Here is a 12,463-nt window from a genome sequence, read left to right as displayed (position 1 = left end):
AAAAATTGAGTCCAGTATAAATTAATGATTTTTTAATGATGAGGGCAGCAGAAGGAGGAAAATAATGAAGATTGAGCATGTAGCGATCTGGGTGAGGGACTTAGAAAAGATGAAAAGCTTTTACGAACAATATTTTGATGGAAAATCTAACGATAAATATTATAACGCTACAAAAGGATTTGAGTCCTATTTTATCACCTTTGAGGATGGAGCAAGGTTAGAGGTTATGCGTAAAACGGGAGTAGATCATTCACCACAGATAAATATTACGGGCTGGGCTCATGTGGCATTTTCCGTTGGAAGTAAAGCACGGGTGAATGAAAAGACAGAGCAGCTCATGCATGCAGGATATGAAGTTGTGGGTCAGCCAAGATTGACAGGTGACGGCTATTATGAAAGCGTAATTAAAGATCCAGAAGGTAATTTGGTGGAAATTTCAATGTGAGTAGCTTTCCAGTTCTGAAGAGTTGATTGAAGAACGTTTATACGCCAAAAGTCTCTGCCACGAATATAATCAGCTTCATCCTAGAAATATCGAAGAACGAGAAACACTCATCAAAACTTTACTGGGGAAGACAACTGATAGAGTGTTACCAAACAAAAGAACAATTTTGCACAGATTTGTTCAGGGAATAATGCAATAATGTGCTTAAGTGGAATATTTTTAGCCTATTCAGAAAGGAAAAAACAATCATGAAATTGATGTTTATATCAGATATTCACGGCTCATTACACTGGTTGCAATTGGCACTGGAAAAGTACAGGGAGGAGAAAGCCGATCGTCTTGTTCTGCTCGGAGATTATATGTACCACGGACCACGTAATCCGTTACCAGAAGGGTATAATCCGGCAGAAGTGGCAGCTCTGCTGAATAAGTACAAGTCCCATATTGCGGTTTCTGTGCGCGGAAATTGTGATGCAGAGGTGGACCAGATGCTACTGGAGTTTCCTATGATGGGTGATTATGCTTTGTTGCACCATGAAGGACGGAGAATCTATGTCACGCACGGACATGGCTTTAGTATCGGAAATTTACCACCACTGGAAGCGGGAGATGTGTTCATCCAGGGACATACTCATATTCCGGTAGCAGATGTGGAAAATGGGGTCTTTATACTGAACCCCGGTTCGATCTCGCTGCCAAAAGAAAACTATCCATCCTCTTACGGTGTGCTGGAGGGAGCACAATTCACTGTGAAGGATTTTGATGGGAATACGGTGAAAGCAATCACGTTTTCAAAGTAATTTATTCCAATGTAAATGTAAATTATTAAAACTTTTCCGCTTCGATTGAGACAAAGATCATATTATTGTATGATAGGAGCGGAGTCTACATTATGAAAAAGAAAGAGAGCTTCAATACATGCAAATTAAGGATTCACATTATAAGATGCCGCCTGAATGGGCGCCACATGAACGCACGTATATTTCTTGGCCTGTAAAATCTTCAATGGTTTACCCAGATATGCATGCTGATGTATGCAAGGGGTATGCCGGAATTGTACGCGCCATGGCGGAATTTGAACCAGTTACTGTGGTCGTAAATCCGGATGATCTGGAGAGCGTTAAGGCGCTTGAACTTGGGGAACGGGTAGAACTCCTGCCGATTGAGCACAGCGATGCGTGGCTGCGTGACAACGGCCCTACTTTTCTCACAGACGAGCATGGTCAATTGGCAGGTGTAAACTGGAAGTTTAACGCCTGGGGCGGCAAATACGCTCCATGGGATCTAGATGACCAGGTTGCGCCGCAAATTTTGGACCAACTTGGAGTTCCACGGTTTGATGCACCGCTTGTGATGGAAGGCGGCTCACTGCACGTAGACGGCGAAGGCACACTGATTACAACCGAAGAGTGTTTGCTCAATCCCAACCGAAATCCGGAATTAAGCAGAGAAGAAATTGAACGGTATGTATGTGAGTATACAGGTGTAGAGAAAATAATATGGCTAAAACGTGGTCTTAGTGGCGACGAAACAGATGGCCATGTGGACAATATTGCTTGCTTTGCAGCTCCTGGCAAGGTCATTATGCAAGTATGTGATGATCCTGAGGATGAAAATTACGAAATCACGCAGGAAAATCTGCGTATTTTGGAGCAAGCAACGGATGCCCAAGGCCGTAAGCTGGAAGTGATTCGGATCGGTCAGCCGCCGCGCGTGGATTATGAAGATAGCCGATTGACACTGAGCTATATTAACTTCTACTTTGTGAATGGCGGCATTATTTTGCCGGTGTTTGGCGGTACTGCCGCTAAGAGCGATCTTGCAGCTGAGCAAGTGCTGGCAAATGTATTTCCAGATCGCACCATTCGTACTGTAGACGGTATGGCGGTCATCCGTGAAGGCGGTAACGTGCACTGTACGACCCAGCAGATGCCTGCTGTAAAGCGTTGAATGATACAACATCTAAAAGGAGGACTAACGTGAGAAAAGTAAAAGTGGCTGCAACTCAAATGAGCTGCTCTACCAATATCGAAGAAAATATTAGTAAAGCAGAGAAGTTAGTACGTGAAGCGGCAGCGCAGGGCGCACAAATTATTTTGCTGCAAGAGTTGTTCGAGACTCCATATTTCTGTCAGAAGGAAAAGTCTGATTATTATTCATATGCAACTGAGCTGGAGCACAACAAGGCGGTTAACCATTTTAAGAAGATCGCCAAGGAATTACAGGTTGTGCTGCCCATCAGTTTTTATGAAAAGAAAAACTACGCGCGCTACAACAGTCTTGCTGTCATTGACGCGGACGGTGAAGTGTTGGGTAAATACCGCAAAAGCCATATCCCTGACGGTCCTGGGTATGAGGAAAAATTTTATTTTAATCCGGGCGATACCGGTTTTAAAGTATGGAATACACGTTATGCCAAAATTGGGGTAGGCGTGTGCTGGGATCAATGGTACCCTGAGGCGGCCCGCTGTATGGCGCTCATGGGCGCAGAACTTTTGTTCTATCCGACAGCTATTGGCTCGGAACCGCAGGACTCTGCCATTGATTCCAAGGATCACTGGCAGACCTGCATGCTGGGTCATGCGGCTTCCAATCTGATTCCAGTCATTGCTTCCAATCGGATTGGAACTGAAACAGACGAGGACTCCAGTATTACATTCTACGGTTCTTCCTTTATTGCCGGACATCAAGGTAACAAGATCGCAGAAGCGGGTCGTACCGATGAGGAAGTGCTTACTGCTGAATTTGATCTGGATGAGCTGGAAATAGGACGGATTGAATGGGGCATTTTCCGTGACCGTCGTCCTGAACTGTACAATATGATTGCCACCTATGATGGTGATTTAAAAGTATAATCTGTATACGGATAGACAAGTCTCCCTTGACGTCAAGCTGAGGTGTTTCCTTTCATTGGACTCACCCGGCTTTTCGGGCAGGGGATTTTGGAGCGTGTACCCAACGGTTTCAAAAGAACAGATCGGTAGGCGGTTCGGAATATTAGCATGATTTTTTTCACACAAAAGGGACATTCCTCACAGGTTTGTTCCTTTTTTATGTCTCAATCCAGTTAATCCATAGACTGAAACTATGATTCACTACATAAAATAGCATTAGAATTTATGAATTAGATGATATAAAATCAAATCATAAGGAATGATCGTACTCAATAACATCTCGATATTCCCGAAAGTGAAAAAAATCACATATGTGAATGCTTTAATGGAAGCTTTAACATGAAATTTGTAAACTCGCAAGGAGGAAGAACAATGAACCACTATCCTGCTATCTTTGAACCTCTAACCATACGACGCATGACCTTGAAAAATCGGATTGTTATGCCCCCGATGGGAACTAACTTTGCTGCCATGGACGGAAGCTTTGTTCAGGATCATATTGACTATTACGTGCAACGGGCCAAAGGTGGTACCGGCTTGATAACAGTAGAAAATGTTTGTCTGGATTTCCCAATGGGTACGAACGGAACAACCCAGCTGCGTATGGATAACGATCAGTTTATTCCCGGACTATTTAGATTAACAGAAGCCCTGCACTCTTATGGAGCTTGTGTTTCTGTACAAATTAACCATGCGGGTGCTTCGGCTTATGCGGGACGACTGAACGGAGTTCAGCCTGTATCTTCTTCGAATATTCCTTCTAAAAAGGGCGGAGTGATTCCAAGACCTCTGCAAAAAGAAGAAATTTACGCCATTGTGCGCAAATACGGAGAAGCAGCGGGAAGAGCACAACGAGCAGGATTTGACTGTGTTGAAATTCATGCGGGACACTCCTACTTGCTGAGTCAGTTTCTTTCGCCGATGTATAATAAACGCACGGATGAATTTGGCGGCAGCGCAGAAAACCGTACCCGTTTTGCCAGATTAGTCATTGATGAAATTCGTTCAGTGGTGGGCCCATTTTTCCCTATTTGCTTACGGTTTAGCGCGGAAGAGTTCACAGAAGGTGGGAACACACTGGAAGATACACTCGAGTTATTGGAGTATCTTAATGATGAGGTAGATATTCTGAACGTTTCTGCTGCTCTGAATGATTCCATCCAGTTCCAGATTGACGGGATGAACCTGCCGGATGGTTGGCGCTCATATATGGCCAAAGCGGTCAAAGAAAAATTCGGGAAGGTCACGATGACCTCAGGTAATATTCGGAGCCCACAGGTTGCGCAGGATATTTTGGAGAGAGGTGACGCTGATCTTCTGGCTATGGGTAGAGGCTTGATTGCAGAACCGAACTGGGTGCTTAAAGTGCAAAACGGCTACGAACATTTGCTTAGAAAATGTATCTCTTGCAACATTGGTTGTGCAGATCATCGTATCTCCAAAAGTAAACCAATTTGCTGTACGGTAAATCCGGATCTGTTCAAGGAAGCTGAATACCGGAAACAACGTGTAAAAAATAACGTTCAGGTTGTTGTGATCGGTGGTGGGACCGCTGGTATGGAAGCTGCATGTACGGCAGCCGAAGTAGGCTGCAAAGTAACCCTCTTTGAGGAAAAACCAGAGTTGGGCGGCTTGGCTCGTGATATTGCCCGCCTGCCAGACAAAACACGCATCAATGATTTCCCTGATTATCTGATTCAGCGCACCAAACAGTTAACCAATCTGAACATTGTAACAGGGACCCGAGCCGATTTGGCGATGATTAGTGCTCTGAATCCTGATATTATTGTCAATGCGACGGGGGCCACACCACTTCTTCCGCCCATTGCAGGTTTACATGAGCAACTCGGTAAACCAGGTACAAAAGTGTTCTCCATCTTTGATCTTTTGCACAACATGGAGAAATTCCAGGAATTTGAAGGTAAACGCATTGCTGTAGTTGGCGGCGGAGCCGTGGGACTGGATGTCGTCGAATATTATGCAGAGCGTGGAGCACAAGAGGTTTCTATTATTGAGATGATGCCGTTACTGGGTAAAGACCTGGATATGATTACTCGGATTTCCATGATGAAAATGGTAGAGGAGCGGGAAGTGAACGTCCATACGGAAACAGCTTTGACAGAAGTGTGTAGCGACCGCTTCAAAGTAAAGCATGGAGAACAGGAGTTTGAGATTCCTTTTGATCTTGGATTCGTATGCTTGGGTATGCGTTCACACAGTCCGCTGATGGACAGCTTGCTCGAATATGGTAAAGAACATCAATTAGAAGTTATTAATATCGGGGATAGTAAACAAGCTCGTCGTATTATTGATGGCACACGTGAAGGTCGAAATATTCTGAAAACCATTCAACGGGTAGACGAATTTAAACATGAGTTTTCTTATTCTTACTGATTTGAAAATACAAGTGATGGGTGTTCACGATGGCAACTCAGTGAATATTGAGGTTGAAGAGACGGCTTGTCTTTTCAGCCTTTTTTATTTGAGTTTTTCCAGGAAGAGGATTGATTCCTCTGTCATTACGAAGGTAAACTATGGAAAGCATATATAGTAAGTAAGGCTATCTTAACGTGGGGGGGATGAGCGTGAATCAACTCTTTAGTGAAATACCGGGTGCCAGCAGGTGGAGCCACGTGGAAGAAATTCATAGAGGCTGGTCCAGTGACAAGAAATATTATATTCAAACCACTGACGGTAGGGACTTGCTGCTAAGAATAGCGGATATGGTTCATTATGATAAAAAGAAGCGCGAGTTTGAAGCTGTAACAAAGCTGAACCACGTGGAGAATCTGTTCATGTCCCGGCCGCTTGAATTTGGGATTTGTCATGATGGTCAATCTGTATATTCCCTGTTCACCTGGATCGAAGGGAAAGATGCTGAAGAGATTATCCCTACGTTGACCGCAGCACAACAGTATCAACTCGGGGTTCAAGCAGGAGATGCATTGAAAAAAATGCATGAGATTCATGCGGAGCAAGATCGAGTCCCATGGGGTGAACATTATAATGGCAAAATAAACAGATATATTACAAACTATAAGTCATGCGGTATTCCCCTAAAGGGAGCAGATCAAGCCATAAGCTTTATTGAGCAAAATCGTCAGCTATTAGAAAATCGTCCACAGACTTTTCAGCATGGGGATTATCATGTGGGCAATATGGTGGTTACCCCATCCGGTGAACTGGGTATCATCGATTTTAATAGAATGGATTATGGTGATCCTTGGGAGGAATTCAATAGAATTACCTGGTGTGCAGCGTTAAGTCCTTTATTCGCTTCGGGCCGTATCCACGGTTATTTTAATAACCATGTACCTGATTTATTTTTTAGATTAATGGCTCTGTATATTGCAAGCAATCAGCTTTCATCGGTTCACTGGGCCATTCCATTTGGCAAAAAAGAGGTGGACGATATGGTGCAACGAGCTGAAGAGGTTTTGGAAGCGTATGATTACTTTCAAACCTATATACCGAAATGGTATGTGCCCAGTTACCGCGACTTGTAAAAGCGAAGACCGCCCCTCCTGTGGTCAAGACCCCATTTTATAGACACTAAAAAAAGACCCTAGGCTATAAGCTGCTTCCGATACTCTTTCGGAGGCAGCTTATTTAACTTTCGTTGTGGTCGACACTGGTTGTAAAATTGGATATATTCTTTTATTCTCCTTTGTGCCTCGTCCATATTTCGGATATCATATGGGTAGAGCCCTTCCGTTTTGAGATGCGAGAAGAAGCTCTCCATCGAGGCATTATCATAACAATTGCCTCGGCGAGACATGCTGATTCGGGCGCCAACCTTTGGCAGCATGTCGTGGTACGCATGGGACGTGTACTGGAATCCCTGGTCGCTGTGAACGATGAGGCCAGTCACGTCTTTTTGCTGTTTCCAGGCTTGTCGAAACGTCTGTAAAACCAGTTCGTTATCATTTCTATGGCTCATCTGGTACGCGATAATTTCGTTATTGAACAAGTCTTTAATCGCAGACAGATATAGCCAGCAATCCCCCACACGATATTGCGTGATATCTGTGACCCATTTTTGGTTAGGTTTGTCCGCCTTGAAATCCTGATTTAGCAGATTTTTCGCCACACGACCTTCTGTAGAAGAAGCATAGTTACAGCGATGCTTCCGGCGAATTTGTGAGCGGCTCCCCAAGACCTGCATGAGCCGGAGTACCTTTTTATGGTTCATCCAGACTCCATGATCGTGCTGCAAAAATAGTTGAATTTGGCGATAGCCGTAGACTCCGTTATACTGCTCATACACTTTCTTCACAAGAGCTTTCGCGTCCTGATCCCGATCAGTTCCTCTCCGTTTTAAGAAGGAGTAATATCCACTTCTAGAGACCTTAAACAGCTTACAGAGTTCGCTAACTGGATACTCTTTAGCGGCCTTCTCAATCGTTACATACTTGTGCTCCTCATCTCCTGCATCCAGATTTCCAAACACTTTTTTAGCATATCATTTTCCCGTTTTAACTTTTGGACGTACCTGTCCTGGTCCATATATTCCTTCCGTCGTCCTCGTTGGTCCATAAGTCCGAATTCACCGAGTTCCTTGTACTTCCGCATCCATTCTTTCAACCGATGTCGATCTGCAATCCCGAACTTCTCCATGAGTTTACGATATGTCCAACCTTCTTCGATATGAAGCCGTATGGCCTCTACTTTGGTTTCAAACGTATATTCTTTAAACTTCTGTCCTTTTTTCGCTGGCATAAAAAATGCACCCCCTAGAAATTCATCGGATAAACCAGGGGTTTATTCCAATGTCTATTCTAAGGGGTGCACTTCACTGGGAGTGACGGTCTATTTTTTCTATTATTGTTTCTTAATCTTATACGTAAATTCCCAAACGGCTTGATGACCTGAGTAACGTCCACGGTTTTCAGTAACCGTCACTCTTAGCTTAACGGTAGAACCTTTGGCAGAAACAGAGGAGACCTTTACATTCTTGGTGGCTTCACCATCATCAGGAATTTTGTCTTGTTCTTCGGCATACGCATACAGCTTAATGCTGCCCCCTGATTTGACCTTTACCTTTACGCTGTTGCCTTCACTAATGGATTGGCCCGCCACCTGGGCAGCAATGGCCCATTCGTTGCCTACGTGATCGTTGGATACCAAGGTTGCTTGTTGAAACGTAACGATATACGTTGATGTTGCTGAAGCTGCGAGCGCGTACGTTCCATTGAACATCAGGGATATTACTACCAATAGAATAGCCGATGCTTTCGTCCATACTCTATTCATTCGCCTGTCTCCTTCAGTTGGATATATTGAGGGAAATCCCTCTATTCTAATTATCGTTTGCATCAAACAAAATTGTTAATGGTTGGTAAAAAAAGAGTTTGACTTCTTATTGCATCACTTGTGATCTAATTTAACTATGACTTGAATTTATTTAGCAGAGAAAGGCAAGGGAAAATCTGATGAAAAAAATATACAGTGAACAAGAAATCATAGATATGACTATTAAGCTGCTTGAACAAACTTCAATATATGAAGAGCAGTATGAGCAATATGTAAGACGACCTTTCCGTACGGATTTTTATGATGATCTTAGTCCGTATGTGCAAGTAGGCAAGCGGGGTTATACGCTCCAGATGTATGAAAGAGGCATACAGATGCTAAACAAGCTTACGAAAGATGTAGAGGATGTGATTTATTGGATTATCGAAGATACGATTCACATCATTGCTCATCTAAATCTGCTTCGCAAATATAAAGTGGATAACATAAATACTCATTTAAAATATACCAAGGAGATCATGAAGGAGCTGACAACTGTAATGAACAAAGCCTTTTATGAAATTGGAGGAATCTATCAGGAATGGCATGAAGCAAATAGAAGAGGGGAGCTGGAGAACCCATTAAAGTAAAACATAAAACTTAAAGAAACAGTTGACAATCAGTGAGGTAAAATTTACAATTTGATATTAGTGATAATGATTATCAATATCACTAATTTTAAGTATGTTTTGCACTTACTATATTTCAAAGGAGATTTACAACATGCATCGTATGATGAATAAGAAGTTTCACATGATTTTATGTGCACTATTCGTAGTGATTTTCGTTATTTCAGGTTGCGGGAATGCTGGCAGTTCCTCTGATTCATCTGCTAAACCCGCGTCGTCCGCGAAGGAAGAGGCAAGCAGTGATTCTGATACGCGTACAGTCTCTACGGTAAAAGGAGACGTGAAGGTGCCCGCTAATCCTCAACGGGTAGTCGTGAACTGGTATGTTGGCGATGTATTTACACTAGGGATTAAGCCGGCCGCAGTCATGGGGTGGAAACAAGAAACGATGCCTTTTTACGATAAATTTAACGACATCCCCAATATTGAAAAGTGGGAAACTGAGGAAATTATGAAGTATGATCCTGATCTCATCATTACATATGATACAAAGGATTATGATAAGTTGTCTAAAATTGCGCCTGTTCTTGTGATACCTGAGGATAAAATGACCTCTATAGAACGTTTGAAATTCCTTGGTCAGGCCACAGGACATGAAGCAGAAGCAGACAAAGTGATTTCACTGTTTGAAAGCAAGCTGAGTCAGGCCAAAGAAAAACTAAATTCCGACATATTCAAGGACAAAACGTTTAGCATTTTCGAGGATTGGGGCAGTGGCTCTTACGGAATATATTATGAAACAGGCTCACGTGGAGGAACGTTGCTTTACAATTATCTGGGACTTCACAAACCGGAAAAGCTCAACACATTGGTTAAAAATTCCGGAGAGAGTCGGGGTTCTTTATCCTACGAGGTAGCTGCTGAATACTTTGGAGATTATGTCCTTTGGTTTAAGCAGGAAGGCAAGGAATCTGAATATGCGAAGACAAAAATCTGGAGCAGTATTCCAGCCGTTAAAAACGGACATATCATCGAAATTCCAGCGAAATATGCAGGACTGTTCTATTATTCGGACGTTGCTAGTATGACGGGACAGCTAGATTATATTATTAGCAAATTGCTGGAACAGACTAAGTAACGATGCATAATTGACCAACTAAGGGTGTAATCGATGTCTACTCACAAAGAACCAAATAAAAAAGGAATATTTCATTTTGTAAGCTACATGATCGTGGGCGTGTTCCTGCTCCTGCTGGTTACCGCAGCATCTATTACCTTTGGTGCTGCGGAAATGAGCCTGAAGCTGGCATGGGGTGCTATATTTCAGTTTGATCCCAACATTACAGAACATCAGATTATTCACACCTTGCGTTTTCCACGAACCGTGGCAGATATCATTGTAGGGTGCAGCTTGGCTGTGTGTGGGGCAATTATGCAGGGAACCACTCGTAATCCACTAGCGGATTCGGGACTCATTGGCATAAGTTCTGGCTCGACATTTGCTATTGCGTTATGTATGGCCTTTTTGCCTGGTCGCACCTACGGAGAAACCATGCTGTATTCTTGTCTAGGTGCAGCAATCACTACAGGCATTACGTATTACATCGCATCTATAGGCAAGCGAGGAATGACGCCTCAGCGACTGGTGCTGGCAGGAATGTCCATCTCCATGCTTTTTGGTGCGTTTAGTACGTTTATCGCTATTAAGTATGAGATTGGCCAAGCCCTTGATTACTGGTCTGCTGGTGGTACAGCCAGTGCCAAGTGGGGTGAATTAGCTTTCATTGCGCCACTGTTTGTAGTGGGTTTGATCTGTGCCATCGTGCTTTCTCCCTCGATTACGATTTTGAGCTTCGGGGAGGATGTGGCATCAGGCTTGGGTATTCGTGCAAACAGGATTAAGTTGTTTTCAACCTTAATTGTATTAATTCTAACGGGGTTATCGGTTATTGTGGTCGGCCCTGTTGGCTTCGTTGGTTTGATCGTGCCACACATTATGCGCCATCTGGTCGGAACGGATTATCGGTATATTATCCCGGCCTCAGCTTTGTATGGAGCAGTCTTTCTGTTGGCGGCGGATTTACTCGGACGTCTGATCAATCGTCCTCACGAAACACCCCTTGGCATTATTTTTGCCTTGGTGGGCGTACCCTATTTTCTCTACCTTGTGCGCAAGCAGAGGAGGGAGTTTAGTTGAAACTGTCCCGTAATACCAGGGGGATTAGCATTATTTTACTGTTAGTAGTGCTGACGCTGCTAGTGGCTGTACTTAGTATGAATGTTGGGAAAATGAACCTAACTCCACTCGAAGTTTTCAAGGTCATCATTGGCGAAGGAACGAGCAAACAGAACCTGATCGTGTTTGACTTTCGACTGCCACGTATTGTGCTTTCTATATTGGTAGGTATTGGCATGGGGATATCAGGCTGTATTATGCAAAGCTTGCTCAAAAACGACATGGCCAGTCCGGGAACACTCGGCATCAGCTCAGGCTCAGGGTTATTTGTACTTATGTATATTACGTTGTTCGCTAGTGAAGGATTGCTATCGCCTATTCTTCTTCCTGGGCTGGCTTTTGCAGGCGGCCTTACGGCAGCATTTTTGATTTTTATGTTTGCTTTCAGGCGGGGAAGAGACATCTCGCCTACAGGCTTAATTTTAACTGGTGTCGCTATGGGCAGTGGCTACAGCGCATTATCTCTGATGTTGACACTCCGGCTAGACAAGCAACAGTATGACTTTGCTTTGAGATGGCAGGCTGGAGACCTGTGGGGGGACGACTGGAGCTATATTATGGTGCTGCTCCCGTGGGTGCTTATCATCTGTATTTACGTTTTTTACAGGTCTAACACACTCAATACGTTGAATTTGGGGAATCAGACAGCATCGGGCCTCGGCGTAGCAATTAAAAGGGAGTTTATCGGCTTGACGATTGCTGCCGTTGCGCTTGCTTCTGGTAGCGTGGCACTTGGCGGAAATTTCTTTTTTGTAGGCATGGTCAGCCCCCATCTAGCGCGCAAGCTAGTAGGGCCCAATCATAAGCTATTGCTACCTACGACGGCATTCGTTGGTGCACTCGTCATTTTGATTGCTGACACACTTACTCGGACGATTAGTTTTGGGGCAGATATTCCAACCGGAATTATTATCACCATACTGGTCACCCCTTATTTCCTTTACTTACTGTCGAAAGCCAGTTAAATGCAGATAAATGAAAAGACGCTAACCCATGTCCATGCAAAATATGGCTGGGTTAACGCTTT

14 protein-coding genes are annotated in these 12,463 nt (G+C 43.7%); 11 read left to right on the top strand and 3 right to left on the bottom strand.

Annotation, left to right across the window (positions count from 1 at the left end; genetic code table 11):
* The first annotated feature begins 64 nt into the window (after positions 1 to 64).
* The 7 genes from NLX78_RS23420 (at position 65) to NLX78_RS23390 (ending at position 6,845) form a co-directional block, all read left to right on the top strand.
* Complete coding sequence (locus NLX78_RS23420; RefSeq protein ID WP_023988486.1) at positions 65 to 445, top strand: VOC family protein; 381 nt, start codon at positions 65 to 67, stop codon at positions 443 to 445.
* 22 nt (positions 446 to 467) lie between these two features.
* Positions 468 to 644, top strand: a complete 177-nt coding sequence (locus NLX78_RS23415) for a maltose acetyltransferase domain-containing protein (protein ID WP_235306295.1) — start codon at positions 468 to 470, stop codon at positions 642 to 644.
* A gap of 49 nt (positions 645 to 693) precedes the next feature.
* The gene (gene yfcE / locus NLX78_RS23410; protein WP_061830162.1) at positions 694 to 1,245 is read left to right on the top strand and encodes a phosphodiesterase; all 552 of its coding nucleotides are present in this window, start codon (positions 694 to 696) and stop codon (positions 1,243 to 1,245) included.
* A gap of 118 nt (positions 1,246 to 1,363) precedes the next feature.
* Positions 1,364 to 2,395, top strand: a complete 1,032-nt coding sequence (locus tag NLX78_RS23405) for an agmatine deiminase family protein (protein WP_069291868.1) — start codon at positions 1,364 to 1,366, stop codon at positions 2,393 to 2,395.
* A gap of 29 nt (positions 2,396 to 2,424) precedes the next feature.
* Positions 2,425 to 3,300 carry an N-carbamoylputrescine amidase gene (gene aguB / locus NLX78_RS23400; RefSeq protein ID WP_254351670.1) on the top strand — a complete coding sequence of 292 codons (876 nt, stop codon included), beginning with the start codon at positions 2,425 to 2,427 and terminating at the stop codon, positions 3,298 to 3,300.
* A gap of 411 nt (positions 3,301 to 3,711) precedes the next feature.
* The gene (locus tag NLX78_RS23395; protein ID WP_254351669.1) at positions 3,712 to 5,733 is read left to right on the top strand and encodes an NAD(P)/FAD-dependent oxidoreductase; all 2,022 of its coding nucleotides are present in this window, start codon (positions 3,712 to 3,714) and stop codon (positions 5,731 to 5,733) included.
* Positions 5,734 to 5,924: 191 nt separating this feature from the next.
* Complete coding sequence (locus tag NLX78_RS23390) at positions 5,925 to 6,845, top strand: aminoglycoside phosphotransferase family protein (RefSeq protein WP_254351668.1); 921 nt, start codon at positions 5,925 to 5,927, stop codon at positions 6,843 to 6,845.
* Between the two features lie 59 nt (positions 6,846 to 6,904).
* On the opposite strand, the gene NLX78_RS23385 is transcribed toward NLX78_RS23390, so the two are convergent.
* The 3 genes from NLX78_RS23385 to NLX78_RS23375 form a co-directional block, all read right to left on the bottom strand.
* The gene (locus tag NLX78_RS23385; protein ID WP_254351667.1) at positions 6,905 to 7,789 is read right to left on the bottom strand and encodes an IS3 family transposase; all 885 of its coding nucleotides are present in this window, start codon (positions 7,787 to 7,789) and stop codon (positions 6,905 to 6,907) included.
* Positions 7,744 to 8,058 (bottom strand): helix-turn-helix domain-containing protein, encoded by a 315-nt coding sequence (locus NLX78_RS23380; protein WP_238807613.1) that lies wholly within the window; start codon positions 8,056 to 8,058, stop codon positions 7,744 to 7,746. Before NLX78_RS23380 ends, NLX78_RS23385 begins: the two co-directional genes overlap by 46 nt.
* A gap of 102 nt (positions 8,059 to 8,160) precedes the next feature.
* Entirely contained in the window at positions 8,161 to 8,592 is a 432-nt protein-coding gene (locus tag NLX78_RS23375; RefSeq protein ID WP_254351666.1) for a hypothetical protein, read from the bottom strand.
* 179 nt (positions 8,593 to 8,771) lie between these two features.
* Between NLX78_RS23375 and NLX78_RS23370 the strand changes: the two genes are divergently transcribed.
* The 4 genes from NLX78_RS23370 to NLX78_RS23355 all read left to right on the top strand — a co-directional run bounded on the left by NLX78_RS23370 (position 8,772) and on the right by NLX78_RS23355 (position 12,401).
* The gene (locus NLX78_RS23370; RefSeq protein ID WP_061830167.1) at positions 8,772 to 9,221 is read left to right on the top strand and encodes an Imm63 family immunity protein; all 450 of its coding nucleotides are present in this window, start codon (positions 8,772 to 8,774) and stop codon (positions 9,219 to 9,221) included.
* A gap of 133 nt (positions 9,222 to 9,354) precedes the next feature.
* Positions 9,355 to 10,338, top strand: coding sequence for an ABC transporter substrate-binding protein (locus tag NLX78_RS23365; RefSeq protein WP_254351665.1), 984 nt, complete (start codon positions 9,355 to 9,357; stop codon positions 10,336 to 10,338).
* A gap of 33 nt (positions 10,339 to 10,371) precedes the next feature.
* On the top strand, positions 10,372 to 11,397 hold the full coding sequence (locus tag NLX78_RS23360; protein ID WP_235306290.1) for a FecCD family ABC transporter permease: 1,026 nt from the start codon (positions 10,372 to 10,374) through the stop codon (positions 11,395 to 11,397).
* Positions 11,394 to 12,401: a FecCD family ABC transporter permease gene (locus tag NLX78_RS23355; RefSeq protein WP_061830170.1), complete on the top strand. Its 1,008-nt coding sequence runs from the start codon at positions 11,394 to 11,396 to the stop codon at positions 12,399 to 12,401. Before NLX78_RS23360 ends, NLX78_RS23355 begins: the two co-directional genes overlap by 4 nt.
* Positions 12,402 to 12,463: the final 62 nt, after the last annotated feature.

The sequence above is a fragment of the Paenibacillus sp. Lou8.1 genome, assembly GCF_024213565.1.
Classification (GTDB): domain Bacteria; phylum Bacillota; class Bacilli; order Paenibacillales; family Paenibacillaceae; genus Paenibacillus; species Paenibacillus polymyxa_B.
This window is presented reverse-complemented; position numbering and strand designations above follow the sequence as displayed.